The following is a 24,773-nucleotide window of genomic DNA, read 5'->3' as shown; positions in this document are numbered from 1 at the left end:
AGTGGCCGGCATCCGTCGGCCAGGTCGGCCCTGCCGACCGAAACCGGTCCGGCCGCGATCGACGGCCCCGGTCCCACAAGTTCGGAGTCATCGTGTTCAGAGCGGTCGCGCGCATCATGCGCACCCCTGATCTTCGCAAGAAGATCGGCTTCACCCTCGCGATCATCGCGCTGTTCCGTCTCGGGTCGTACATCCCGGCACCGTTCGTCGACTACGCCGCCGTGCAGAGCTGTCTCGCCAGCGCGTCGTCCTCCGGCGGTCTCTACGACCTCATCAACCTCTTCTCCGGCGGCGCGCTGCTGAAGCTCTCGGTCTTCGCGCTCGGCATCATGCCGTACATCACGTCGTCGATCATCGTCCAGCTCCTGCGTGTGGTCATCCCGCACTTCGACACCCTCTACAAGGAGGGCCAGTCCGGCCAGGCGAAGCTGACGCAGTACACGCGCTACCTCACGATCGCGCTCGGTGTCCTGCAGTCCACGACGCTGATCACGGTCGCCCGCTCCGGCGCCCTGTTCGGCACCAACGCCTCCGCGTCCTGCACGTCGATCATCTCGAACGACAGCTGGTACGCCATCATGCTGATGGTCGTCACGCTGACCGCCGGTACCGGCCTCATCATGTGGATGGGCGAGCTCGTCACCGAGCGCGGCATCGGCAACGGCATGTCGCTCCTGATCTTCACGTCGATCGCTGCGCAGTTCCCGTCGGCGCTCTGGGCGATCGAGCAGTCGCAGTCGTTCGAGCTCTTCCTGTTCGTGATCCTGGTCGGACTCGTGATCATGATGGCCGTCGTGTTCGTCGAGCAGTCACAGCGGCGGATCCCCGTGCAGTACGCCAAGCGCATGGTGGGGCGGCGGACGTACGGCGGCAACAACACCTACATCCCGATCAAGGTGAACATGGCCGGCGTCGTGCCCGTCATCTTCGCCTCGTCGCTGCTGTACCTGCCGGCCCTGATCGCGCAGTTCAACCAGCCCTCGGACGGCTCCGAGCCGGCCGCGTGGGTGACCTGGATCCAGAACAACCTGACCTCGGGTGACAACTGGTTCTACATGGTCCTGTACTTCCTGCTCATCGTCGGGTTCACGTACTTCTACGTGGCGATCACCTTCAACCCCGAAGAGGTCGCCGACAACATGAAGAAGTACGGCGGGTTCATCCCCGGCATCCGTGCCGGTCGTCCGACCGCCGAGTACCTCGACTACGTCCTCACCCGGGTGACGCTGCCCGGCTCGCTCTACCTCGGTCTCATCGCGCTCATCCCGCTGGCAGCACTGGCGCTGTTCGGCGCGAACCAGAACTTCCCGTTCGGTGGCGCGAGCATCCTCATCATCGTGGGTGTCGGTCTCGAGACCGTGAAGCAGATCGACTCGCAGCTGCAGCAGCGTCACTACGAAGGGCTTCTCCGTTGAGCGCACGTCTCATCATCGTCGGACCTCCCGGAGCCGGGAAGGGCACCCAGGCCGGCCGGATCGCCGACTCCTTCGGGATCCCCGCGATCTCGACCGGGGACATCTTCCGCAAGAACGTGGCAGAGGGCACGCCCCTCGGTGTGCAGGCGAAGGCGATCATGGACGCCGGCGACTACGTGCCGGACTCCCTGACGAACGAGCTCGTGAAGTCACGCCTACAGGAGCCCGATGCCGAGCACGGCTTCCTGCTGGACGGCTACCCGCGCACGGTCGGTCAGGTCGAGTACCTCGACGCACTGCTCGCCGAGCAGGGCACCGGGATCGACGCCGTCGTGCAGCTCGTCGCCGACCAGGACGAGCTCGTCGGTCGCCTGCTCAAGCGGGCCGAGGACCAGGGCCGTAGCGACGACAACGAGGAGACGATCCGTCGTCGCCAGCAGGTCTACGCCGAGCAGACGGCGCCCATCGTGGCGGCGTACGGCGAGCGTGGCCTCGTGGTCGACGTCGACGGCCTCGGTGCCATCGACGAGGTCGGCGACCGCATCCAGACGGCACTGGCGGGCCGCGGGCTCTCCGCGACCGTCTGACCAGCGTGGTGCGGTTCAAGAAGCCCTCGATCTACAAGACCCCGGACGAGCTCCGGGCGATGGTCCGGCCGGGTCTGCTGACCGCCGAGGCGCTCGACGCCGTCCGTGCAGCGATCCGTCCGGGGATCACCACCGGTGAACTCGATGCGATCGCCGAGCGCACCATCCGGGACGGCGGTGGAATCCCGAACTTCCAGCTCGTGCCCGGGTACCGCCACACGCTGTGCGTGTCGGTGAACGACGAGATCGTGCACGGGATCCCCGGTGAGCGCGTGCTCGCGCCCGGCGACATCGTGTCGGTGGACGCCGGCGCCGAGGTCGACGGCTGGAACGGCGACAGCGCGTTCACGACCGTCGTGCCCGGTGGCGACGCAGCGGTCACCGCAGCCCGCCAGACGCTCTGCGACACGACCGAGCGGTCGCTCTGGCACGGCATCGCCGCGCTCGCCCACGCGAAGAACCTGCACGAGGTCGGCTCCGCCGTGGAGGACGCGATCGACGAGACCGGCGCGTGGGGCATCGTCGAGGACTACACCGGCCACGGCATCGGCCGGTCGATGCACGAGGAACCGCCGGTCTTCAACTACCGCGTCCGTGGCGCCGGACCTGCCGTCAAGCCGGGGCTGGTGGTCGCCATCGAGCCGATGGTCACGGCCGGCGCCATCGACAGCTCGACGGACGACGACGAGTGGACGGTCCGGACGCTCGACGGCTCGGACGCCGCGCACTGGGAGCACAGCGTCGCGGTGCACGCGGCCGGCATCTGGGTGCTCACGGCCGCCGACGGCGGCGCTCGGGGCCTGGCCCCGCTGGGTGTGACGCCCGTCCCGATCCCGTAGGACGGGCCTCCAGTCCGTACGCGGTGCCCACGCGGGGTGTCTCCGCACGATGCGACGGCCGGGAGGCCCGGCTGGCGTCCGCCGTGTCGACGACGTCGCGTGGACCCACCCGACCACCGCCGGGCGCACGCGCCGTGGCGTCCCGTCAGTTGCCGACGGAGCAGGTCTCCTCGGAGGCGCTCTGCCCGGTGATCGACGAGGGCAGCGGCGTCGCCGACGCGGTCGGCGTCCGCGTTGCGGTCGCGCTCGGCGTCGCCGACGGTGTGCCGGCGGACGAGGTCCCGGACGAACTCGAGGTGCCGGACGACCCCGAGGAGCCGGACGACCCGGTGCCGCTCGACGTCCCGCCGCTCGACGGCGACTCCTCGGACGCGCGACCGGTGCTCGAGTCGCTCAGCGAGGACCGGACGTCGTTCTGCAGCGCCACGTTCAGGGTGTGGGCCGTCTCCTGGTCGACGATCACGCGGGCGCTGTCGGCGGGGTCGTCGGCCACCGGGTACTGCACGAAGAGCATGTTGGCCGTGCTCATCCCGCGCAGGGCGGCCGCGAGCTTGACGAGGGTGCCGGTCTGGGCCAGGCCGTCGGACAGCGTCATGTTGGACAGGGCGGCGCCGGCCAGCTTGTAGAGCGTGATCGGGTTCGAGAGCGTGCCGTCCGAGGTGACCTTGCGGAGGAGCGCCGACAGGAACACCTGCTGCGAGCTGATGCGGGCGAGGTCGCTGCCGTCGCCGACCCCGTGGCGCGTGCGCAGGAACGCCAGGGCGTCCGAGCCCTCGAGGGAGTGCGAGCCCGTCGTGAGGTGCAGGCCGGTGAACGTGTCGTCGATCGGCTCGGCGACGCAGACGTCCACGCCGCCGAGGGCATTCGACATCTCGATCACGCCGTCGAACGTGATGAGTCCGGCGTAGGGGATGCTCAGGCCGGTGAGGTTCTCGACCGTGTCGACGACGCAGGAGACACCGCCGTTGCCGAGCGCGGTGTTGAACATCGCCGAGGTGGACGCCGGGTAGGTCGTGCCGGTCGCGGGGTTCGTGCACGCCGGGATGGGGACCATCAGGTCACGGGGGAAGCTGACCGCGGTGAGCTGCTGGTGGTCCGCCGAGATGTGGATGAGCATCGTGACGTCGTTGCGGGCGCCCTCGACGTCCTCGTCCGAGTCGAACTGGCCGACGCGGGTGTCGCTCCCGATGAGCAGGATGTTCGCCCCGCCCTTGATCGCCGAGATGTCCGCGGTCTTCGCGGTGCTCTGGTCGTCGGTGCTCAGCGCGACGGTCTGCGGCGCGGTGGCGAGCTGTGCTCCGGCGATGGCGGCGACACTCGTGCCGCTGACGAGCAGGACGGCTACGGCGGACGCGACGACGGTGACGAGCGTGCCCCAACCCGGGCGACGGGCCTGCTTGCCGTGGCTGGCGAAGGGGCGTCGGGTGGCGTCGGGCACGTGTTCTCCGTTCGGTGGTCCGGCGCGATCTGCTGGTGCGACGGACGTGGCTGCGGAGCAAAACTACGGTTCGCGCGCATGTGTGCGCCCGGAGCGCGCCGTCAAACCACTGTGCAACGCTCAGGCACGGCCCCGGAAGCCCCAGACGTGGGGTGTTCCGCGTCCCCACTTGGCAATTGCGGGTTTACCACATAAGATCGATCTTTGGTGTGTCATGCCCTCTCGGGTGTGGCGACCGACCCGCAGACCGGTTCGGGGATCACACCTGTTCCACAACCAAGCGACAGTGAGGCTATGGCCAAGAAAGACGGCGTCATCGAGATCGAAGGCTCGGTGCTCGAAGCTCTGCCCAACGCGATGTTCCGCGTTGAGCTGACGAACGGACACAAGGTCCTCGCGCACATCTCCGGGAAGATGCGCCAGCACTACATCCGCATCCTCCCCGAGGACCGCGTGATCGTGGAGCTGAGCCCGTACGACCTGACCCGCGGCCGGATCGTCTACCGCTACAAGTGATCCGCGAGCTGGAAAGGAACGGCACGGCAATCCTGCCGAGCACGAAGCCAGCGAGCACGAGGAAAGAACCATGAAGGTCAACCCCAGCGTCAAGCCCATCTGCGAACACTGCCGTGTGATTCGCCGCAAGGGCCGCGTCATGGTGATCTGCAAGAGCAACCCGCGTCACAAGCAGCGCCAGGGCTAGTCCCGGGCGCGTGACCGGCGCCGACGGTGTCCATCGGACACCAGGCTGCTCGAGCACGACCCACAACTGAAGATCGACAACGCAGTACCAGAACCCGGTCGCACGACGATCGGGGGACACCTCGGGGCGGAGGCCCGAGCACCGGTACTGCGCCACACCTCCATCGACAACAGGAGCAGCCATCACATGGCACGTCTAGCAGGCGTCGACATCCCGCGCGAGAAGCGCGTGGAGATCGCACTCACGTACATCTACGGCGTCGGCCGTACCCGCGCCGTCCAGGCACTGACGGAGACCGGTATCTCCGGTGACATCCGCGTCAAGGACCTGACCGACGACCAGCTCGTCGCCCTCCGTGACTTCATCGAGGGCAACTTCAAGGTCGAGGGTGACCTCCGCCGTGAGGTCGCCGCCGACATCCGCCGCAAGGTCGAGATCGGCAGCTACGAGGGTCTTCGCCACCGTCGTGGTCTCCCGGTGCGCGGTCAGCGCACCAAGACCAACGCTCGTACCCGCAAGGGACCGAAGCGCACCGTGGCAGGCAAGAAGAAGGCTCGATAGGAGACCCCGATGGCTACCCCCAAGACTGCCGCGCGCAAGCCGCGCCGCAAGGAGAAGAAGAACGTCGCTGTGGGCCAGGCCCACATCAAGAGCACGTTCAACAACACGATCGTCAGCATCACCGACCCGTCGGGTGCCGTCCTCAGCTGGGCGTCCTCGGGTGCCGTGGGCTTCAAGGGTTCGCGCAAGTCGACGCCGTTCGCGGCGCAGCTCGCTGCCGAGTCCGCTGCGCGTCAGGCGCAGGAGCACGGCGTGAAGAAGGTCGACGTCTTCGTGAAGGGCCCGGGTTCGGGTCGCGAGACCGCGATCCGCTCCCTCCAGGCCGCTGGCCTCGAGGTCGGCTCGATCAACGACGTCACGCCGCAGGCGCACAACGGGTGCCGCCCGCCCAAGCGCCGTCGCGTCTGACGCGAGGAGCAACCGGCCGCGCCCTGCTCGTCCCCTGACCGGATCCGTTCCGGCGAGGGCGGGCAGGGCCCGCGGCCATTCCTGGTCGTTCGATCGCGCACGTGTGTGCGCGTGATCACAACTCAACAGACCCGTCGGGGCCCATGCGGCCCCGTCGTACCGCCAAGTGTCATATAGCGGACACTTCGCCGAAAGGAATCCCACAGTGCTCATTGCACAGCGCCCCACCCTGACCGAGGAGCCGATCTCCGAGCACCGCTCGCGCTTCGTCATCGAGCCGCTCGAGCCGGGCTTCGGTTACACCCTCGGCAACTCGCTGCGCCGCACGCTCCTCTCCTCGATCCCCGGCGCGGCTGTCACCAGCATCCGCATCGACGGCGTCCTCCACGAGTTCAGTACCGTTCCCGGTGTCAAGGAAGACGTCACCGAGATCATCCTCAACATCAAGAGCCTGGTCGTCTCCAGCGAGCACGACGAGCCCATCACGGCGTACCTGCGCAAGCAGGGTGCCGGTCAGGTCACCGCAGCGGACATCTCCGCTCCGGCCGGCGTCGAGATCCACAACCCGGAACTCGTCATCGCGACCCTGAACGACACCGCGCGCTTCGAGCTCGAGCTCACGATCGAGCGTGGCCGTGGCTACGTCTCGGCGACGCAGAACCGTTCCGAGTTCAGCGAAGCCGGTCAGATCCCGATCGACTCGATCTACTCGCCCGTCCTGAAGGTCACCTACCGCGTCGAGGCGACGCGTGCCGGTGAGCGCACGGACTTCGACCGCCTGGTCGTCGACGTCGAAGCGAAGCCGGCCATCACGCCGCGCGACGCCATCGCGTCGGCCGGTCGCACGCTGGTCGAGCTGTTCGGGCTCGCTCGCGAGCTCAACACGGCGGCAGAGGGCATCGAGATCGGCCCCGCGCCGGTCGACGCCGTGCTCTCGAACGAACTGCAGACCCCGATCGAGGACCTCGACCTGTCGGTCCGCAGCTACAACTGCCTGAAGCGGGAGGGCATCAACACGGTGTCCGAGCTCGTCGCCCTGTCGGAGACGCAGCTCATGAACATCCGCAACTTCGGTCAGAAGTCGGTGGACGAGGTCAAGGACAAGCTCACCGAGCTCGGCCTGTCCCTCAAGGACACCGTCCCCGGATTCGACGGCGCCCACTTCTACAGCGGGTACGACGAGGACGAGTCCAACAACTGACCTCGCGCTCACGCGCAAGCGCGCTGACACCGCGCGCACCACTTTCACCACTGGAGAACTGACATGCCGAAGCCCACCAAGGGCCCCCGCCTCGGTGGCGGTCCCGCCCACGAGCGCCTGCTCCTGAGCAACCTCGCCAACGCCCTCTTCACGCACGGTCGCATCACGACCACCGAGACGAAGGCCAAGCGCCTCCGTCCGGTCGCCGAGCGTCTCATCACGTTCGCGAAGCGCGGCGACCTGCACGCGCGTCGTCGTGTGATCAGCATCCTGCGCGACAAGTCCGTCGTGCACACGCTGTTCACCGAGATCGCTCCCCAGGTCGAGGACCGCCAGGGCGGTTACACCCGCATCACGAAGCTCGGCTTCCGCAAGGGCGACAACGCCCCGCTGGCGTCGATCGAGCTCGTCCTCGAGCCCGTCTCGAGCACGCCCGCTCCGGTCAAGCGCAACTCGGCTCCGGCCGCTGCTGCCGCCCCGGTCGACGAGCCCGCCGCCGACGAGACCACCGAGGAGGCCCCGGTCGAAGAGACCGAGACCACCGAGGAGTCCGCCCCGGTCGCGACCGAGTCCGAGACCGAGGCTGCTGCCGAGGTCGAGGCCGACGCCGCCGAGAAGTCGGACGACGCCGACACCAAGTAGTCCGGTGCCCTCCGGGGCGCTGCACCACCACGAGGAAGCCCCCGCGACCCAGGTCGCGGGGGCTTCCTCGTGTCCGAAGCTGGTCACGGGTCCGGACACCACGGCACGCACGACGCGCCGCGTAGGGTGGCCGACCGGTACGACAGGGAAGGAAGTCATGGCGTTCCAGCACGTTGCGGGTCTGGGGACGAGGGTCTGGCGGTGGAGCCGGACCTCGGGCACGCAGCCGCGCCTGCTGCACGCCGGCAAGGCCGCCGCCGCCGCGGTGATCGCCTGGTTCGTGGCGCAGCACATCCCGGGCGTCGCGGCGGAGTACCCGTACTACGCACCACTCGGCGCCGTCGTCGCGATGCAGACCACGGTGTTCGCGGGCATCCGGAGCGGCGTGCAGACCCTGGTCGGGATCGCCCTCGGCATCCTCATCGCCGCGTTCACGATGTGGGTCGGCGACCCCGGCTTCCTCGCGATCGCGCTGGCGGTCGGCGTCGGGGTGCTCGTCGGCGGGTTCCGCGTGCTGGGCGAGGGCAGCTCGTGGGTGTCCACCGCGGCGCTCTTCGTCCTGCTCGTCGGCGGTGCGCACGCCGAGGGCTACTCGCTCGGGTACCTGGTGCAGATGGCCGTGGGCGTCGTGGTCGGGCTGCTGGTCAACTTCCTGGTGTTCCCGCCGCTGCACTTCTGGGACGCCGAACACCGCATCGACGCGGTGAACGGCGTGCTGGCGGACCACCTCGACGGGCTGGCAGCCGTGCTCGAGGAGGGCAAGCGCGACGAGAAGGCGTGGGACCACCAGCAGGACCGCCTGGACCGTGCGATCGCGGACGTGCGCTCACGGGTGGCGATCGCGCACGAGAGCCGTCGGCTCAACCCCCGTGGTGCCCTGCGCGGGTCGCGAGCGCGGCTCCAGAAGGACGGCGGACGCTTCCGCGCACTGGAGCGGGTCGCCTGGTACACGACCGACCTCACCGAGCTCGTCGCACGCTCCGGCCCGGTGTCCGAGGGCGTCGGGCGTCCCGACCCCGCGTTCGCCACCCCCATCGCCGAGGCACTTCGGAAGATCGCGAGCACGATCCGCGGCGACTCCCCGGAGGACCAGGCCGAAGAGGCCATCGCACGACTCGAGAGCGCGCTCGACGCATCGCGCGAGAACCCCTCGCACGTCGCGGTCACCTCGGCCGCGCTCGTCGCCCTGCGCGGGATCGTCGAGTCCGAGCGACGCGCCACCGACGACCTCGACACCCGGACCGGTCCGTCGGCGTTCGGCCGTCCGCGCGGCTGAGCGGGTACGGGCGGCCGCCGTCCGGCAGACCGAGCGCGGGCCGGGAGGCACGGATCACCCCCGCTACGGTGGTCACGTGGACGAGACGGTCGGCTTCCAGGACCCCGACAGCACGGGCGACGTGCGGCTCCGGCTGGACATCGCCTACGACGGGGCGGCGTTCTCCGGGTGGGCCCGGCAGCCCGGACTCCGGACCGTGCAGGGCGCGCTCGAGACCGCACTCGCCACCGTGTTCACCCGCTGGGGCGAGCCACCGCTGCTGACCGTCGCCGGACGCACCGACGCCGGGGTGCACGCCACCGGGCAGGTCGCGCACCTGGACCTGTCGGCAGAACAGTGGGCAGCGCTCACCGCCAAGCGCGGGACGGGCCGGTCACCGCTCGACGGGCTGCTCAAGCGGGTCAACGGCATCGCGGCACCCGAGGGGCACGTCGTCGTCACCGGTGCCTCGGTGGCACCCGACGGGTTCGACGCCCGGTTCTCCCCGCTCTGGCGCCGGTACGAGTACCGGATCGCGGACGCCGACGCCCCACGCGATCCACGTCGTCGTGGGCACACGGTCTGGCACGCCGCACGGCTCGATCCGGCAGCGATGGAGCGCGGTGCGCTGACGCTGCTCGGGCTGCACGACTTCGCGACGTTCTGCAAGCCGCGCGAGGGGGCGACGACCATCCGGACGTTGCAGCAGTTCCGCTGGGACCGCGAGCCGGACGGCGTGCTGGTGGCGCGCCTCCAGGCCGATGCCTTCTGCCACTCGATGGTGCGGGCCATGGTCGGCGCGACCATCGCCGTCGGCGAGGGCCGCTTCGGCCCGGACCGCCTCGAGGAACTGCGCGTCGCTGAGGAACGCACGAGCGCCTTCAAGACGGCGCCGGCGAAGGGACTGACCCTGACCGAGGTGGGCTACCCGGCGGACGCGGAGCTCGCGGAGCGGGCGGAGCAGACCCGGGCCCGACGGTCGGTGGACGGTACCGTCGAGGGATGAGCCCGCGCGAACCCCGTTCCGTCGTGTCCGTCGCCCCCGGAGTCGTCTTCGTCCAGGGCCCCGTGTCCAACTGGGTGGTGCTGGCCGAGGAGGACGGCGTCGCGCTGATCGACGCCGGCTACCCGGCCGACACCGACCTCGTGCTCGACACGGTGCGAGCCGCCGGGCACGACCCGGCCGACCTCCGCCGCGTCTACGTGACGCACGGACACGTCGACCACGTCGGCGGCATCCCCGGGATCCTCGAGCGCTACCCCGACGTCGAGGTGCTCGCGCACGCCGACGAACTCGCCAACGTGCGCGGACCGGAGCGGCAGCAGGTCACCCCGGCGGAGATCGGCGGCCGGCTCGCCAGCCCCCGCGTGCTCGCCTGGCTGGCGCGGGCGATCCGATCCGACGCCCTGCGACCCACGACCGTGCCGTCCGCTCGCGCGTTCACCGGTGCGGACTTCGCGGGTCGGGCGATCGCACCGTTCCCGGCCGTCGGCCACACCGACGGCTCGACGGCCTACCTGCTGCCCGCGGCGGACGCGATCGTCACGGGCGACGCGGTCGTCAGTCGGCACGACACCCAGCCCGGGTCGTGGGCCCCGCGGCCGCGGATGATCACGCCGTTCTTCACCGCCGACCAGGACCGCGCGCTCGAGTCGGCACGGGCGCTGCCGTTCCCGGCGCTCGTGCTGCCGGGACACGGACCGGCCGTCCGACGTGTCGGCGGGACCTGGCTGCCGATCGGCTGATGCCGCGCGATCGGCTGGGCCGCCGAACGCGATCGGCTGATGCCGCCGCATCGCTGATGTTGCCGAACGCAATCATTTACCTCGACGCAACCTGAATGTCCCCGCAGGTCGGTAGCGTGCGGGCATGGCCAACACCCTCGGGCGCACTCTGCTGTGCGCCACGGCGGCTGCGACGCTCCTCGCGGCCCCACTCGTCACCGTCACCGCAGCGACCGCGAACCCCGAGGGGACCGACCTCGTCATCGAGGAGGCCTACCTGAAGGCGGGGAGCAAGGGCGCGTTCTACAACGAGAAGTTCGTCGAGATCGGCAACCCGACCGACGTCGCCGTGTCGCTCGACGGGTGGTCGCTCCAGTACCGTTCCGCCACGGGCACCGGCACGTTCTCGGCCAGTGCGCTCCAGGGCACCGTGCCGGCCAAGGGCACCTTCCTGGTGTCGATGGCGGGCAACGGCGGGGCCACCGCGGCTGGCGAGGACCTGCCCGCCGCCGACGACACCGCGACGCTCAACCCGTCGGGCACCACGGGCACGCTCGTGCTGTCCGACGCCACGGCACCCCTGGCGCTCGCCGCCGGACCCGTCGCCACCGGCACCGACGGCGTGGTCGACCTGCTCGGCTACGGCGCCTCGAACACGTTCGAGTCGGCCGTGCGCACCGTGACCGGGGACAACTCCGTCCCGAACGGCCTGGTCCGCCAGGGCACCACGGACACCGACGTCAACGGTGCGGACTTCTCCGTGACGACGACGCTCACCCCACGGAACGCCGCGGGCGAGACGACGGCACCGACCGAGCCCACGGAACCGACCGACCCGGGTGACGGCGGGACCCCCGCGCCCGGCACGCCCGCCGAGACGGTGACCATCGCCCAGCTGCAGGGCACCACGGACACCTCGCCGTACGCCGGCAAGAACGTCACGACCGACGGTGTCGTCACCGCGGTGTACGGCACCGGCGGCTTCAACGGCTACACGATCCAGACCCCCGGCACCGGCGGCGCCATCGACCTCGGCGCCCACACCGCGTCCGACGCGGTGTTCGTCTTCTCGTCCGCCACCGCCGGCCTGGTGCACGAGGGCGACCACGTGCGGGTCACCGGTGCCGTGTCCGAGTACTTCGGCCTGACCGAACTCACGGTGTCCGGGGCCTCGTCGCTGCAGCAGCTCGACGACACCGTCGCGGCACCGCAGCCCGCCGCGGTCGCGTTCCCGTCGTCCGACGCCCAGCGCGAGTCGCTCGAGAGCATGCTCATCGCTCCCCAGGGGGCATACACCGTCGCCGACAACTACACGACGAACCAGTACGGCGAGATCGTGCTCGCCAGCGGCACGAAGCGCCTCATCCAGCCGACCGAGGTCGGCCGACCGGGCAGCGCCGAGGCGAAGGCCGTCGAGGCCGACAACGCCGCGCGCAAGGTCACGCTCGACGACGGCGCGAGCACCAACTTCCTGACCCAGGCGAACCAGGGCATCCCGGTGTCGTGGCTCACCCAGGGCCCGGTCACCGTCGGGGCCGCCGCCACCTTCACCGATCCGGTCGTCCTCGACTACCGCAACAACGGGTGGAAGTTCCAGCCGACCGCGCCGATCACGGGTGCGACCCCGGCCGCCGACCTGCCGGCGTCGTTCTCGAAGGTGCGCCAGCCGGCACCGCAGGACGTCGGTGGCGACCTGAAGCTCGCCGGCTTCAACGTGCTCAACTACTTCCCGACCACGGGCGACGAGCTCACCGGCTGCAAGTACTACACGGACCGTGCCGGTGACCCCGTCACGGTGAACTCGGGCTGCGACGCCCGCGGTGCCGCCGAGCAGGAGGACTTCCTGCGCCAGCAGGTCAAGATCGTGAAGGCCATCAACGGCCTGGACGCCGACGTCGTCTCGCTCGAGGAGATCGAGAACTCCGTCCGCTTCGGTCAGGACCGCGACGCCGCCGTGGCCACCCTGGTCGACGCGCTCAACGCCGCCACCGGCCAGGACACCTGGGCCTACGCGAAGTCCCCGGCCGTCGTGCCCGCGAGCGAGGACGTCATCCGCCTCGCCCTCATCTACAAGAAGGACCGCGTCGAGCCCGTCGGCGAGTCGACGATCCTGCTCGACGACGCGTTCACGAACGCCCGCCAGCCCGTCGCGGACGCGTTCCGCCCGGTCGGCGGCACCGCGGACGACGACTTCCTGGTGATCGCGAACCACTTCAAGTCCAAGGGCTCCGGCACCGGCGAGAACGCCGACCAGGGCGACGGGCAGGGGGCCTCGAACGCCGACCGCGTCGAGCAGGCGAAGGCCCTCGTGACCTTCTCCACCGACATGCAGGAGCAGTACGGCACCGACAAGGTGTTCATGCTCGGCGACTTCAACGCCTACAGCAAGGAGGACCCGGTGGTGGTCCTCGACGAGGCCGGCTACACCGACCTCGGCCCGGCGCTCGACAGCACCGAGTACTCGTACGTGTTCTCCGGCCTGAGCGGCTCGCTCGACCACGTGTTCGCGTCGAAGGCCGCGCTCGAGACGGTCACGGGCGTGGACATCTGGAACATCAACTCGGTCGAGTCGGTGGGCCTGGAGTACAGCCGCTACAACTACAACGCGACGAACCTGTACACCGACGACGTGTACCGGGCGAGCGACCACGACCCGATCCTGGTCGGCTTCGACCTGGACGCCGCGGGCACCGACCCGGGCACGGACCCGACGCCGGTGCCGACTCCGACCCCGACACCGACGCCGACCCCGGTGCCGAACCCGACGCCGACCCCGACTCCGGTGCCGCCGGTCGACGGGATCACCCCGCCGGTTGCTCCGGTGGCGCCGTCGGAGTCGTTGTTGACGGAGGCGAACCGTGGCGGGGTGTCTGCTCCGGCGACCGCTCGTGCGGGGGAGACGATCACGGTGACGGTGGGCACTGCGTCTGCCGGTGACACGGTGAACGTGTGGTTGTTCTCGACCCCGACCCTGATCGGTACGGCTGTGGTCGCTGCTGACGGGACGGTTCGGGTGGCGATCCCGGCGGACACGGTGGCTGGTGCGCATCGTCTGGCGGTGACGGCTGCGGACGGGAGTCTGATCGGGTGGACCCCGATCACGATCACCGTGGATGGGCAGCTCGCGTTCACGGGTGCCGCAGGGATGGGTGCCGGTGCGCTGGTGGCGTTCCTGCTGCTCGCGGCGGGCGCGGGCGTGCTGATCGTGCGTCGCCGCAGGACCGCGGCCGCTGCGGAGTAGTCCCCACGCCCCACGGGCGCACTTGGTGAGCAGGAATGGTCGGGTTCGCACAGCGGACCCGACCATTGCTGCTCACCATGCGCGGTAAGGGCGACCGCGCGGCGGACGGGAGGCGCGGTGCGGGCTGGCACGGCGCCTCCAGGCCGGCAGTCGGCCGCGTTTGACCGACCTACCCCGCGTCGGCTAGGCTCTCACCTTGGTCTGTGCGCCCCGCGCGCGGACAGTCAGATGAGCCCTCCAACCGAGGTGTTCCCCGTGCTTCTGCCCGTGGAACTCCCGACCGGAGTGGGATTCACGGACTCCTCACCTCGACACGAAAGCAGCACTCCTGTGACTCGCACGTTCTCACCGAAGCCGGCAGACGTCCAGCACGACTGGATCGTCATCGACGCCACCGACGTCGTCCTCGGCCGTCTCGCCACCCACGCCGCGGCGCTCCTGCGCGGCAAGCACAAGGCCACCTTCGCCCAGCACATGGACATGGGTGACTTCGTCATCATCGTGAACGCCGACAAGGTCGCCCTGACCGGTTCGAAGCTCGCGAAGAAGGTCTACTACCGTCACTCGGGGTACCCGGGCGGCCTGACGGCGACCTCCTACCCGGAGATGCTCGAGAAGCACCCCACCCGCGCCGTCGAGAAGGCGATCCGCGGCATGCTGCCGAAGAACACCCTCGGCCGCGAGCAGCTCAAGAAGCTGAAGGTCTACGCCGGCGCGGAGCACCCGCACGCCGCGCAGCAGCCCAAGCCGTACATCTTCGACCAGGTCGCACAGTAGTTCCGGCCACGACGACTTCAAGGACACAGAAAACTCATGGCTCAGATCGCTGATTCCCTCGACCAGACCCCGGAGAGCTTCACCACGGAGAGCGCACCCGCCGCTGCCGAGGCCGCTCCCCGTCAGATCCTCAACGTCTCCGGCGGTGCCGTCGGGCGCCGCAAGGAGGCCATCGCGCGCGTCCGGCTCGTCCCGGGCTCCGGCACGTTCGTCGTGAACGGCCGCACGCTCGAGGACTACTTCCCGAACAAGCTGCACCAGCAGCTCATCAACGACCCCTTCAAGGTGCTCGAGCTCCTCGGCTCGTACGACGTCGTCGCCCGCATCACCGGTGGTGGCCCCTCGGGTCAGGCCGGTGCGCTCCGCCTCGCCATCGCCCGCACGCTGAACGAGATCGACCGCGAGAACAACCGCGCGGCCCTCAAGAAGGCCGGCTTCCTCACCCGTGACGCCCGCGTCATCGAGCGCAAGAAGGCCGGCCTCAAGAAGGCCCGCAAGGCTTCGCAGTTCTCGAAGCGCTAGTCGTCACCGGCTGAAGATCGCAATGCCGCGTCTGTTCGGTACCGACGGGGTTCGTGGTCTCGCCAACGGCGAGCTGACGGCCGCGCTCGCACTGGGTCTTGCCCAGGCGAGCGCGGCCGTCCTCACACACGGACACCATGCCGACGCCCGCCGGGCGTCGGGTCGCCCGCGCCCGCGCGCGGTCCTCGCGCGTGACCCGCGCGTCTCCGGCGAGTTCCTCGGTGCCGCCGTCGCGGCCGGGCTCGCCTCGGCCGGCGTCGACGTGCTCGACGCCGGGGTCATCCCCACCCCCGCCGCGGCGTTCCTCGTCGCGGACATCGACGCCGACTTCGGCGTGATGATCTCCGCATCGCACAACCCCGCTCCCGACAACGGGATCAAGTTCTTCGCCACGGGTGGCCGCAAGCTGCCGGACGAGGTCGAGGACCGCATCGAAGCGGCCATGCACGACCACTCCGCACCCACCCCCACCGGCATCGACGTCGGGCGCATCTCGCGGTTCGCCGACGCCGAGGACCGCTACGTGGTGCACCTGCTCGGCACGCTGCCGCACCGGCTCGACGGCATCCACGTCGTGCTCGACTGCGCGAACGGTGCCGCCGCCGGCGTCTCGCCCGAGGTCTTCGTCAACGCGGGTGCCCGCGTGACGCTCATCGGCGCCGACCCCGACGGCTGGAACATCAACGACGGCGTCGGTTCGACCCACATCGACAACCTCGCGCGCGCGGTGCTCGAGCACGGTGCCGACGTCGGCATCGCGCACGACGGTGACGCGGACCGCTGCCTGGCGGTCGACGCCGCGGGCAACGCGATCGACGGCGACCAGATCATGGCGATCCTGGCGTTGTCGCTGCAGGAGCGCGGACGGCTGAAGGACGACACCCTCGTCGCGACGGTCATGTCGAACCTCGGGCTGAAGCGCGCCATGGCCGACGCGGGCATCACCGTGATCGAGGCCGGCGTGGGTGACCGCTACGTGCTCGAGAAGATGACCGAGGGCGACTACTCCATCGGTGGCGAGCAGTCCGGCCACATCATCTTCAACGAGTTCGCCACCACGGGTGACGGCATCCTGACCGGGCTGCACCTGGTCGCCGAGATGGCGCGCACGGGCAAGACCCTGCAGGAGCTCGCCTCGTGCATGACGGTGTTCCCGCAGGTGCTGCTCAACGTCCGGGGCGTCGATCGCCACGGGCTCGCCGACCAGGGCGTGCAGGACGCCATCTCCGCCGCCAGCGAGGCGCTCGGGGACAGCGGCCGCGTGCTGCTCCGTCCGTCGGGCACCGAGCCGGTCGTGCGCGTGATGGTCGAGGCCGCTTCGCAGGACGATGCCCAGCGCATCGCCGAGGAGCTCGCCGCCGTCGTGCAGGACCGCCTGGCGCTCGACGCCGCGTAGGGGTTCCCTCCGCAAGACACCGGTGTTCGCCGGTTGAACGCGTGCATGCCGCGGTTCAGCTCGCGAACACCGGTGTTCTGCTGTCGCCCGCAGCTCAGATCTTGCGGAGGAGGACCGAGTTCACCTTGTGGTTCGCGCCCTTCTTGAGCACCAGGGTGGCGCGGGAGCGCGTGGGCAGCACGTTCTCGATCAGGTTCGGCTCGTTGATCGCCCGCCAGACGTCGGTCGCCGTTCGCACCGCGTCCTCACGCGAGAGCGAGGCGAACCGGTGGAAGAACGAGTCGGGGCTCGAGAACGCCTCTTCCTGCAGGGCGAGGAACCGGTCGACGTACCAGGACTCGATGTCCTTCGTCTTCGCGTCCACGTAGATCGTGAAGTCGAACAGGTCGGACAGCGCGAGCCGCCCGTGCACCGGGGGTGCCAGCACGTTGAGGCCCTCGACGATGAGCACGTCGGGCTGCCGGACGACGATCTCGGCATCGGGCACGATGTCGTAGACCAGGTGCGAGTAGTACGGCGCGCGGACCTCGGTCGCCCCGCTCTTCACCTGGCTCACGAAGCGCAGCAGGGAGCGGCGGTCGTACGACTCCGGGAAGCCCTTCCGGTCCATGATCCCGCGGCGCTCCAGCTCGGCGTTCGGGTACAGGAAGCCGTCGGTCGTCACCAGCTCCACACGAGGGGTGTCCGGCCAGCGCTTCGTCAGCTCGCGCAGCAGACGGGCGACGGTGGACTTGCCGACCGCGACGGAGCCCGCGACGCCGATGACGAACGGCGTGCGTCCGGCGCGCTCACCGAGGAACCGGCTCGTCTCGGCGTGCAGGTTGCGCGCACCGGCGGCGTAGAGCGTGAGCAGGCGGGACAGGGGCAGGTAGACCTCCTGCACCTCCTGCATGTCCAACCGGTCGCCGAGACCGCGCAGCTGCACGATCTCGGTCTCGGTGAGCGACAGGTGCTCCTTCGGGGCGAGCTGGGACCACTCGTCACGCGGGATCTCCACGAACGGGGTCGGGTGCGCGACGGCGGTCTCCGAGAACGGCATGGGATCGAGCGTACAGACGGGAGGCCCGGGGCACGTGAGCCGACCGGCTCACGTGCCCCGGGCCTCCCGTCCAGTGCCCGGTGCGCGTCCGCAGGACGCGACGCGTCAGGCGGGGAGGGCCGCCTCGATGGCGGCGACGACCTCGGGGGCGTCCGGCTTCGTGGTGGGACGGAAGCGCGTGACGGTGCCGTCGGGGGCGACGAGGAACTTCTCGAAGTTCCACGCGACGCGGCCGGCCTTGCCGTCGGCGTCCGGGGTCTCCTTGAGGGCCTGGTAGAGCGGGTGGGCGCTCTTGCCGTTGACCTTGACCTTCTCGGACATCGGGAACGTCACGCCCCAGGTGGTGGAGCAGTACTCGTCGATCGCCGCGGACGAGCCGAGCTCCTGCAGGAACTGGTTGCTCGGGAAGCCCAGCACCGTGAACCCGCGGGGGCCGTACTGCTTCTGCAGGGCCTCGAGCTGCTCGTACTGCGGGGCGAGGCCGCACCGGGAGGCGACGTTCACGACCAGTACGGCCTTGTCGGCGTAGGCGCCGAACGTGGTGTCCTCGCCGTGCAGCGTGGTGATGGCGATGTCGTCGAAGCGTCCCATGGCCCGGACGCTAGTCCACGATGTCGAGATCGGCCTGACGGCGGACGAACTCGCCCATGTTCGGCACCGTGAACGCCACCTTGCCGCGCTCGGGCGCGTAGATGATGCCCTTCTCGATCAGTCCCTGTCGTGCCGGGCTGGTCCCCTTCGGTTCCGCACCGAGGCGCGATGCCACGACGGCGGTCCCGGAGACGCCGGCCGGGTCGTCCGACATCGCCACGAGGTACTGCCGCTCCGCGGGTGTGGCACGGTCCCAGCGGGCCGGGAAGAAACCGCTGTCGAGTTCTGCGTTGCCGCGGTCGACGGCAGCTGCTGCGTCATCGCGGGTGATCCGTCGGTCGGCCGCGAGGTCCCACGCCGCCGCCCCGTAGGTCTGGAGGTAGTACGGGTACCCGCCCGAGGCATCGATGAGGAGATCGAGCGCGGCGGCGTCGAAAGCCACCCCGGAGCGGGCGGCCGGAACCGTGAGCGCGTCAGCGGCTGCTCCCGACGGGAGCGACCCCATCTCTCGGTAGTCGAAGAGGCGCTCGGCGTAGGACCGGGCCGCCGTGAGCTTGCCCGGTACGTTCGGCAGACCGGCCCCGACCATCACGAACGGCCAGCCCCGTTGTCCGGCCCGGTGCTGGACGGACAACAGCGCGGAGAGCAACTCGAGGTCGAGGTCCTGGACCTCGTCGATGAAGAGTGCGAGCGCCCGGTTCTGCTCCCGCAGCGCGGGGGCGAGGTCCTCGACGAGTTCCTCGAGGTCGATCTCTATGACGCCGGAGTCCGCGCGACCCTCAACGGCGGAGAACCCCAGGTCGAAGCCGATGTTCCCGAAGTGCACACCGAACGACGTGACGGTGCCGAGCGCGCGCTGCACGGCTGCGCTGACCGAGCGGCCGCGGGCGAGGCGACGTGCTGCCAGCGCGATCTCTCGCGCGAGCCTCCGTCGAGCACCCTCGCGGCCGGACACGCTCGTCTGTCCTTCGACGTCAACGACCAACCACTCCGCGGCGTCAGCCTGCATGCGGAACTGGTTCAGGAGGACGGTCTTCCCGACCCCACGCAGCCCGTGGAGGATCATGCTGCGCGTTCCGAGCGCGCGCCGTGACCGTGCCACGACGAGGTCGAACGCATCGATCTCGGTGTCACGACCGACCAGCTCCGGGGGGCGCAGGCCGGCGCCGGGCGAGTACGGGTTCAAGGCGGCGTGCATCGAGCAGATTCTACGCTTGTCTAGCGCATCTCGTAGAATGCTCCCGATTGTGCTCGACTCGTTCCCATCGGTCGCTTCGCAGGGTCGGCGTCCAGGCAGACCGTAGGATCGCTTCCATGTGTGGAATCGTCGGCTACGTCGGCAGCAACAGCAGCCAGGACGTCCTCCTCGGTGGCCTCCGTCGCCTCGAGTACCGCGGCTACGACTCGGCGGGCATCGCCGTCGTCGACCCAGCCGGAGACCTCGTGTCGGCCAAGAAGGCCGGCAAGCTCCAGGCCCTGGTCGACGAGCTCGAGTCGTCGCCGATCCCGGACGGCACGACGGGCATCGGGCACACCCGCTGGGCGACCCACGGTGGCCCGACCGACGGCAACGCCCACCCGCACCTGGCCGACGGCGACAAGCTCGCCCTCATCCACAACGGCATCATCGAGAACTTCTCCGAGCTCCGCGCCGAACTGCAGGCCGAGGGCATCGAGTTCCGCAGCGAGACCGACTCCGAGGTCGCCGCGCACCTGGTCGGACGCGCCTTCCGCGACACCGGTGACCTGACCGCCGCCATGCAGCAGGCCGTGCAGCGGCTCGAAGGGGCCTTCACGCTCCTCGTGGTGCACGCCGACCAGCCAGGCGTCGTCGTCGGTGCCCGTCGCAACTCGCCCCTGGTGGTCGGGCTCGGCGACGGTGAGAACTTCATGGGCTCGGACGTCGCCGCGTTCGTCGCCTACACGCAGCGCGCGCTGTCGATCGGGCAGGACGAGATCGCCACGATCCGCCCCGACGGCGTGGACGTCATCCACTTCGACGGCACCCCGGCCACGCCGACCGAGTTCGAGGTCAACTGGGACGCCTCCGCCGCCGACAAGGGCGGCTGGAGCTCGTTCATGGCGAAGGAGATCAGCGAGGAGCCCGAGGCCGTCGCGAAGACGATCCTCGGTCGCGTCCACGACGGCGCCGTCACGCTGACCGACCTCGACCCGATCGCCGAGCGCCTGGCGACCGTCGACCGCGTCATCGTGATCGCCTGCGGCACCGCCGCCTACGCCGGCATCCTCGGCAAGTACGCCATCGAGCAGTGGGCCCGCATCCCGGTCGAGGTCGAGCTCGCGCACGAGTTCCGCTACCGCGACCCGGTGCTGAACGAGCGCACCCTGGTCGTCTCGATCAGCCAGTCCGGCGAGACCATGGACACGCTCATGGCCGTCAAGTACGCCCGCGAGCAGGGTGCGCAGGTCCTGTCGATCTGCAACACCCAGGGCGCCACGATCCCGCGTGAGTCCGACGCCGTGATCTACACGCACGCCGGGCCCGAGGTCGCCGTCGCGTCGACCAAGGCCTTCATCGCCCAGGGCGTCGCGCTCTACCTGCTCGGGCTGCACCTGGCGACGCTGCGCGGCACGCTCACCACCGAGCAGATCGCCGAGCAGGTGGCCGAGCTCGAGGGGCTCGCCCCGAAGCTGCAGCAGACCATCGAGGACGCCGCCGGCATCAAGGACCTGGCCCGCTGGATGGCGGACACCCGGAGCGTGCTGTTCCTCGGTCGCCACGTCGGCTACCCGATCGCGCTCGAGGGTGCCCTCAAGCTCAAGGAGCTCGCGTACATCCACGCCGAGGGCTTCGCCGCCGGTGAGCTCAAGCACGGCCCGATCGCCCTGATCGAGCCGGGTCAGATCGTCTTCGTCATCGTGCCGTCGCCACGCGACCCCCGATCGCTGCACCCGAAGGTCGTCTCGAACATCCAGGAGATCCGCGCCCGCGGTGCCCGGGTGATCGCGATCGCCGAAGAGGGCGACGCCGCGGTCCTGCCCTTCGCCGACGAGGTCCTGCGGATCCCGCTGGCGACCCCGCTGTTCGAGCCGCTGCTCGCCGTGGCACCGCTGCACATGTTCGGCATGGAGCTCGCCGCGGCCAAGGGCCTCGACGTCGACCAGCCACGCAACCTCGCGAAGTCGGTCACCGTCGAGTAGTCGCGACGGTGATCATCGGGATCGGGGTCGACGTGGTCGACCTGGAGCGGTTCGAACGGGTGCTGGAGCGCACGCCGGCGATGCGGACGCGGCTGTTCACGCCGTCCGAGCAGGTCCGTGACGGCGAACCCCGGCCGATCGCGTCCCTCGCCGCACGGTTCGCGGCGAAGGAAGCCCTGATCAAGGCCTTTGGCTCGAGTGCCGGCCTCAGCTGGCAGGACCTCGAGGTCGTGTCCGACGACCAGCGGAACCCGTCGCTCACCCTGCACCAGGGGGCCCGGCAGGTGGCGGACGCGCGTGGCGTGACGAGCGTGCACCTGTCGCTCTCGCATGATGGAGGGATCGCGACCGCGTTCGTGGTCCTGGAAGGAACAGACGTGGTCCTGGAGGGGACGGTTCAGTGAGTGCGTTCACCGGGATCACGGTCGACCGTGGGGCCCTGATCGAGAACTACGCGACGATCGCCGACCGGGTCGCCCCGGCCGGGGTCATCGCGGTGGTCAAGGCGAATGCCTACGGCCACGGCGCCCTCGACGCCGCGCAGGCCTTCGTGGACGCCGGTGCCGAGTGGCTCGGGGTCGCCGACATCGACGAGGCCGTCGCGCTCCGTCAGGGCGGCATCGACGAGGGGGTCCGGATCCTCGCGTGGCTGCACGCCCCCGACGAGGACTTCCGTCGCGCCGCGCAGTTCGACGTCACCCCCGCGGTGTCGAGCGTCGAGCAGCTCTCCGCAGCAGCCGACTCCGACGTCCGCGCCGTGCACCTGTGCGTCGACACCGGCCTCAGCCGCAACGGTGCGGTCGAGTCCGAGTGGGCCGAGCTCTTCGCGACCGCCGGCGCCCTGGCCCGCGGCGGCAACCGCACCCGGGTCGAGGGGCTCATGTCCCACCTGTCGAACGCGTCGCGCACCGACGACCTCGACCAGGACGCCGCACTGCAGCGGGCGCTGGACGGCCTCGCCGCGAACGGCATCGTGCCGGACGTGGTGCACCTCGCCGCGAGTGCCGCGAGCATCGCCGTGCCGGAGACCCGCCACGACCTGTCCCGCGTCGGACTCGCCCTGTACGGGCTGAGCCCCTTCGACGGTCGCACCTCGGCCGACCTGGGGCTGCGCCCGGCGATGCGGGTCACCGCCGCCGTGCTCCGCACCGTGCCGGTCGCCGCGGGCGACGGCGTCTCCTACGGCTACACCTGGCGCGCCGAGACGGACACCCGTCTCGCCGTGATCGGCCTCGGCTACGCGGACGGCTTCGACCGCGACTTCGGCAACCGGGTCTCGGTGCGGATCGGCGACCGGAGGTTCCCGGTGGTCGGCCGCGTCGCGATGAACGCCATGCACGTCGACATCGGCGACGCCGACGTGCAGGTCGGTGACGAGGCGGTGCTGTGGGGCGACCCCGCGAACGGCGACCCCGCCGTCGAGGACTGGGCCGACGCCATCGGCACGATCAACTACGAGGTGGTCGCCCGGATCGGCCGCAGCGTGGAACGGAGGACGACGTGAGCTCTGCACCGCTGCGTCAGGCGCGCATCGACCTCGACGCGTACCGGGCCAACCTCGACCGTGTCCGCGAGTGGATGGACCCGGTCGCCGTGATGGCGATCATGAAGGCCGACGCGTACGGGCACGGCCTCGAGCCGATCGCGCTCGCCGCCGTCGACGCCGGCATCCGCTGGATCGGCGTGCTGACGGTGCCCGCGGCCCTGCGGCTGCGCTCGATCGGCGTCGGCGAGGACGTCCACCTGTTCACCTGGCAGCACGACCCCGACCTGGACTTCCGTGACGCCATCGACTCGGCCGTCGACCTCGGCGTCTCGAACGTCGCCGAGCTGCAGCGCATCATCGACGCCGTCGACCAGCGACCGGCCCGGGTGCACCTCGGTGTCGACTCGGGCCTGCACCGCGACGGCGCGACCCCGGCGGACTGGCCGGCGCTCGTCGAGCTCGCCCGGGACGCCCAGCGGAACGGCCGCATCGAGGTCGTCGCCGCGTACACGCACCTGGCCGAAGCGTCCGACCACGAGGACAGTGCCGCGGTCGCCGTGTTCGACGCCGCGATCGAGATCGCCGAGGACCTGGGGCTCGACGTCCCGATGGAGCACGTCGCCGCGTCGCTCGCGGGGCTGGAGCGCAAGGAGTTCCGCAAGGACATGGTCCGGATGGGTGCGAACCTGTTCGGCATCCCCGGAGCCGACGGCGTCTCGGCGGCCGACCTCGGACTCGAGCCGGTGATGACCCTGACCGCGTCGGTCGCGAAGACGAAGCGCGTCCCCGTCGACACGGGCGTCTCCTACGACTACACGTACCGCACGGCGACCGAGACGACCCTGGCCCTCGTGCCCGTCGGGTACGCCGACGGGGTCCCGCGTCTGGCGCAGGGCCGCATCGAGGTCGCGATCCGCGGCAAGCGCTACCCGATCGCCGGCCGCGTCGCGATGGACCAGTTCCTGGTGGACGTCGGCGAGGACGACGTGCAGACCGGCGACACCGTCGTGCTGTTCGGCACCGGCGAGCACGACGAGATGACCGTGCTCGAGTGGGGCGCGGCGCTCGAGACCATCGGCGAGGAGATCGTCTGCCGCATCGGCAGCCGCGTGCCCCGGTCCTACGAGGGCCACGACATCGAGGGACGGGTCGGGGAGTACCTGCGGGGCGAGCGGCCGTGACCGAGTCGGACGTCCTGCTCGACACCACCGTCGACGGCACCGAGGCGATGGGGGAGCTCGGCGCCCGGTTGGCCGCGGTGCTGCGCGCGGGGGACCTCGTCGTGCTGACCGGACCGCTCGGTGCCGGCAAGACGACCCTGACGCGCGGGCTCGGGGCCGCACTCGGCGCGCGCGGCCAGGTGTCCAGCCCGACCTTCGTCCTCGCCCGGACGCACCCGACGACCGCCGGCCCCGACCTGGTGCACGTCGACGCCTACCGCCTGTCCGACCCGGTCGAGCTCGACGACCTCGACCTCGACTGGGACGCCGCGATCGTCGTCGTCGAGTGGGGTCGCGGCATGGTCGACGGCATCAGCGACAGCGTGCTCGACGTCGAGATCACCCGTGCCACCGGTGCCGACGCGGGAACCGCACCTGCCGACGACACGGAGCCGGACGACGTGCCCGACGAACCCCGCCGCGTCGTCGTCACCGCCACCGGCCCGCGCTGGCAAGGCGTGGTCCTCTGACCCGACCACGCTGCGAATCGTGCTGGCGACGACTGTCGTTTGATCAAGGTGCGCAATATTGAGGCTTGCGGGCGTCTAAACGGCAAGTACGGCGA

25 protein-coding genes are annotated in these 24,773 nt (G+C 70.2%); 21 read left to right on the top strand and 4 right to left on the bottom strand.

Going from position 1 to position 24,773, the window contains the following annotated elements:
* Positions 1–92 precede the first annotated feature (92 nt).
* From secY to map, 3 genes are read left to right on the top strand one after another with little or no spacing between them, the layout of a single operon-like run.
* Positions 93–1,415 carry a preprotein translocase subunit SecY gene (secY, locus tag DEI98_RS00490; protein WP_027466722.1) on the top strand — a complete coding sequence of 441 codons (1,323 nt, stop codon included), beginning with the start codon at positions 93–95 and terminating at the stop codon, positions 1,413–1,415.
* On the top strand, positions 1,412–2,002 hold the full coding sequence (locus DEI98_RS00485; protein WP_110863215.1) for an adenylate kinase: 591 nt from the start codon (positions 1,412–1,414) through the stop codon (positions 2,000–2,002). The genes secY and DEI98_RS00485 overlap by 4 nt, the downstream gene beginning before the upstream one ends.
* A gap of 59 nt (positions 2,003–2,061) precedes the next feature.
* Positions 2,062–2,841, top strand: coding sequence for a type I methionyl aminopeptidase (map, locus tag DEI98_RS00480; protein WP_375334805.1), 780 nt, complete (start codon positions 2,062–2,064; stop codon positions 2,839–2,841).
* A 145-nt stretch (positions 2,842–2,986) separates the two neighbouring features.
* Here map and DEI98_RS00475 read toward each other — a convergent pair whose 3' ends face one another.
* Positions 2,987–4,279 (bottom strand): LCP family protein, encoded by a 1,293-nt coding sequence (locus DEI98_RS00475; RefSeq protein WP_111099569.1) that lies wholly within the window; start codon positions 4,277–4,279, stop codon positions 2,987–2,989.
* Positions 4,280–4,573: 294 nt separating this feature from the next.
* Here DEI98_RS00475 and infA point away from each other — a divergent pair, with 294 nt between their 5' ends.
* From infA to glmM, 13 genes are all read left to right on the top strand, one after another.
* On the top strand, positions 4,574–4,795 hold the full coding sequence (gene infA, locus DEI98_RS00470; RefSeq protein ID WP_017885509.1) for a translation initiation factor IF-1: 222 nt from the start codon (positions 4,574–4,576) through the stop codon (positions 4,793–4,795).
* Between the two features lie 70 nt (positions 4,796–4,865).
* On the top strand, positions 4,866–4,982 hold the full coding sequence (rpmJ, locus tag DEI98_RS00465) for a 50S ribosomal protein L36 (protein ID WP_022903266.1): 117 nt from the start codon (positions 4,866–4,868) through the stop codon (positions 4,980–4,982).
* A gap of 186 nt (positions 4,983–5,168) precedes the next feature.
* The gene (gene rpsM, locus DEI98_RS00460; protein WP_017885508.1) at positions 5,169–5,543 is read left to right on the top strand and encodes a 30S ribosomal protein S13; all 375 of its coding nucleotides are present in this window, start codon (positions 5,169–5,171) and stop codon (positions 5,541–5,543) included.
* Between the two features lie 9 nt (positions 5,544–5,552).
* The gene (rpsK, locus tag DEI98_RS00455) at positions 5,553–5,951 is read left to right on the top strand and encodes a 30S ribosomal protein S11 (RefSeq protein ID WP_017885507.1); all 399 of its coding nucleotides are present in this window, start codon (positions 5,553–5,555) and stop codon (positions 5,949–5,951) included.
* A 205-nt stretch (positions 5,952–6,156) separates the two neighbouring features.
* Entirely contained in the window at positions 6,157–7,152 is a 996-nt protein-coding gene (locus tag DEI98_RS00450) for a DNA-directed RNA polymerase subunit alpha (RefSeq protein WP_017885506.1), read from the top strand.
* A gap of 63 nt (positions 7,153–7,215) precedes the next feature.
* Positions 7,216–7,794 carry a 50S ribosomal protein L17 gene (gene rplQ / locus DEI98_RS00445; RefSeq protein ID WP_111099568.1) on the top strand — a complete coding sequence of 193 codons (579 nt, stop codon included), beginning with the start codon at positions 7,216–7,218 and terminating at the stop codon, positions 7,792–7,794.
* Between the two features lie 157 nt (positions 7,795–7,951).
* Positions 7,952–9,070 carry an aromatic acid exporter family protein gene (locus DEI98_RS00440; protein ID WP_111046471.1) on the top strand — a complete coding sequence of 373 codons (1,119 nt, stop codon included), beginning with the start codon at positions 7,952–7,954 and terminating at the stop codon, positions 9,068–9,070.
* Positions 9,071–9,146: 76 nt separating this feature from the next.
* A complete protein-coding gene (truA, locus tag DEI98_RS00435; protein WP_111099567.1) occupies positions 9,147–10,055 on the top strand; it encodes a tRNA pseudouridine(38-40) synthase TruA in 909 nt (302 codons plus the stop codon).
* Entirely contained in the window at positions 10,052–10,795 is a 744-nt protein-coding gene (locus DEI98_RS00430) for an MBL fold metallo-hydrolase (protein WP_110863208.1), read from the top strand. Before truA ends, DEI98_RS00430 begins: the two co-directional genes overlap by 4 nt.
* A 124-nt stretch (positions 10,796–10,919) precedes the next feature.
* The gene (locus DEI98_RS00425) at positions 10,920–14,015 is read left to right on the top strand and encodes an ExeM/NucH family extracellular endonuclease (protein WP_111099566.1); all 3,096 of its coding nucleotides are present in this window, start codon (positions 10,920–10,922) and stop codon (positions 14,013–14,015) included.
* A 330-nt stretch (positions 14,016–14,345) separates the two neighbouring features.
* Positions 14,346–14,792, top strand: coding sequence for a 50S ribosomal protein L13 (gene rplM / locus DEI98_RS00420; RefSeq protein ID WP_027466717.1), 447 nt, complete (start codon positions 14,346–14,348; stop codon positions 14,790–14,792).
* A gap of 36 nt (positions 14,793–14,828) precedes the next feature.
* The gene (rpsI, locus tag DEI98_RS00415) at positions 14,829–15,314 is read left to right on the top strand and encodes a 30S ribosomal protein S9 (RefSeq protein WP_017885499.1); all 486 of its coding nucleotides are present in this window, start codon (positions 14,829–14,831) and stop codon (positions 15,312–15,314) included.
* A gap of 22 nt (positions 15,315–15,336) precedes the next feature.
* Positions 15,337–16,710 (top strand): phosphoglucosamine mutase, encoded by a 1,374-nt coding sequence (gene glmM / locus DEI98_RS00410; RefSeq protein ID WP_111099565.1) that lies wholly within the window; start codon positions 15,337–15,339, stop codon positions 16,708–16,710.
* Between the two features lie 94 nt (positions 16,711–16,804).
* Here glmM and coaA read toward each other — a convergent pair whose 3' ends face one another.
* From coaA to DEI98_RS00395, 3 genes are all read right to left on the bottom strand, one after another.
* Positions 16,805–17,749, bottom strand: a complete 945-nt coding sequence (coaA, locus tag DEI98_RS00405) for a type I pantothenate kinase (RefSeq protein WP_111099564.1) — start codon at positions 17,747–17,749, stop codon at positions 16,805–16,807.
* Positions 17,750–17,854: 105 nt separating this feature from the next.
* Complete coding sequence (locus tag DEI98_RS00400) at positions 17,855–18,340, bottom strand: glutathione peroxidase (RefSeq protein WP_110863205.1); 486 nt, start codon at positions 18,338–18,340, stop codon at positions 17,855–17,857.
* Between the two features lie 10 nt (positions 18,341–18,350).
* Positions 18,351–19,538, bottom strand: coding sequence for an ATP-binding protein (locus DEI98_RS00395; RefSeq protein WP_111099563.1), 1,188 nt, complete (start codon positions 19,536–19,538; stop codon positions 18,351–18,353).
* Between the two features lie 116 nt (positions 19,539–19,654).
* Here DEI98_RS00395 and glmS point away from each other — a divergent pair, with 116 nt between their 5' ends.
* From glmS to tsaE, 5 genes are read left to right on the top strand one after another with little or no spacing between them, the layout of a single operon-like run.
* Positions 19,655–21,502 (top strand): glutamine--fructose-6-phosphate transaminase (isomerizing), encoded by a 1,848-nt coding sequence (gene glmS / locus DEI98_RS00390; protein ID WP_042537488.1) that lies wholly within the window; start codon positions 19,655–19,657, stop codon positions 21,500–21,502.
* Positions 21,503–21,510: 8 nt separating this feature from the next.
* Positions 21,511–21,906, top strand: coding sequence for a holo-ACP synthase (locus DEI98_RS00385; protein ID WP_111099562.1), 396 nt, complete (start codon positions 21,511–21,513; stop codon positions 21,904–21,906).
* Positions 21,903–23,006 (top strand): alanine racemase, encoded by a 1,104-nt coding sequence (gene alr, locus DEI98_RS00380; protein ID WP_111099561.1) that lies wholly within the window; start codon positions 21,903–21,905, stop codon positions 23,004–23,006. Before DEI98_RS00385 ends, alr (DEI98_RS00380) begins: the two co-directional genes overlap by 4 nt.
* Positions 23,003–24,169: an alanine racemase gene (gene alr, locus DEI98_RS00375; RefSeq protein WP_181437887.1), complete on the top strand. Its 1,167-nt coding sequence runs from the start codon at positions 23,003–23,005 to the stop codon at positions 24,167–24,169. Before alr (DEI98_RS00380) ends, alr (DEI98_RS00375) begins: the two co-directional genes overlap by 4 nt.
* The gene (gene tsaE / locus DEI98_RS00370; RefSeq protein ID WP_375334802.1) at positions 24,166–24,678 is read left to right on the top strand and encodes a tRNA (adenosine(37)-N6)-threonylcarbamoyltransferase complex ATPase subunit type 1 TsaE; all 513 of its coding nucleotides are present in this window, start codon (positions 24,166–24,168) and stop codon (positions 24,676–24,678) included. Before alr (DEI98_RS00375) ends, tsaE begins: the two co-directional genes overlap by 4 nt.
* Positions 24,679–24,773 lie beyond the last annotated feature (95 nt).

The sequence above is a fragment of the Curtobacterium sp. MCLR17_034 genome (assembly GCF_003234485.1).
GTDB classification, from domain to species: Bacteria; Actinomycetota; Actinomycetes; order Actinomycetales; family Microbacteriaceae; genus Curtobacterium; species Curtobacterium flaccumfaciens.
The sequence above is the reverse complement of the archived record's forward strand: the minus strand, read 5'-3'. Positions and strand labels throughout refer to the sequence as shown.

Bases quoted from the DNA above. Each gene is read 5' to 3' on its own strand.
- map (WP_375334805.1), top strand. From the start codon at position 2,062: ATGGTCCGGCCGGGTCTGCTGACCGCCGAGGCGCTCGACGCCGTCCGT.
- glmM (WP_111099565.1), top strand. From the start codon at position 15,337: ATGCCGCGTCTGTTCGGTACCGACGGGGTTCGTGGTCTCGCCAACGGC.
- coaA (WP_111099564.1), bottom strand. From the start codon at position 17,749: ATGCCGTTCTCGGAGACCGCCGTCGCGCACCCGACCCCGTTCGTGGAG.
- rpsI (WP_017885499.1), top strand. From the start codon at position 14,829: ATGGCTCAGATCGCTGATTCCCTCGACCAGACCCCGGAGAGCTTCACC.
- rpmJ (WP_022903266.1), top strand. From the start codon at position 4,866: ATGAAGGTCAACCCCAGCGTCAAGCCCATCTGCGAACACTGCCGTGTG.
- DEI98_RS00430 (WP_110863208.1), top strand. From the start codon at position 10,052: ATGAGCCCGCGCGAACCCCGTTCCGTCGTGTCCGTCGCCCCCGGAGTC.
- rpsM (WP_017885508.1), top strand. From the start codon at position 5,169: ATGGCACGTCTAGCAGGCGTCGACATCCCGCGCGAGAAGCGCGTGGAG.
- DEI98_RS00395 (WP_111099563.1), bottom strand. From the start codon at position 19,538: ATGCACGCCGCCTTGAACCCGTACTCGCCCGGCGCCGGCCTGCGCCCC.
- rpsK (WP_017885507.1), top strand. From the start codon at position 5,553: ATGGCTACCCCCAAGACTGCCGCGCGCAAGCCGCGCCGCAAGGAGAAG.
- glmS (WP_042537488.1), top strand. From the start codon at position 19,655: ATGTGTGGAATCGTCGGCTACGTCGGCAGCAACAGCAGCCAGGACGTC.
- DEI98_RS00400 (WP_110863205.1), bottom strand. From the start codon at position 18,340: ATGGGACGCTTCGACGACATCGCCATCACCACGCTGCACGGCGAGGAC.
- rplQ (WP_111099568.1), top strand. From the start codon at position 7,216: ATGCCGAAGCCCACCAAGGGCCCCCGCCTCGGTGGCGGTCCCGCCCAC.
- infA (WP_017885509.1), top strand. From the start codon at position 4,574: ATGGCCAAGAAAGACGGCGTCATCGAGATCGAAGGCTCGGTGCTCGAA.
- DEI98_RS00440 (WP_111046471.1), top strand. From the start codon at position 7,952: ATGGCGTTCCAGCACGTTGCGGGTCTGGGGACGAGGGTCTGGCGGTGG.
- DEI98_RS00425 (WP_111099566.1), top strand. From the start codon at position 10,920: ATGGCCAACACCCTCGGGCGCACTCTGCTGTGCGCCACGGCGGCTGCG.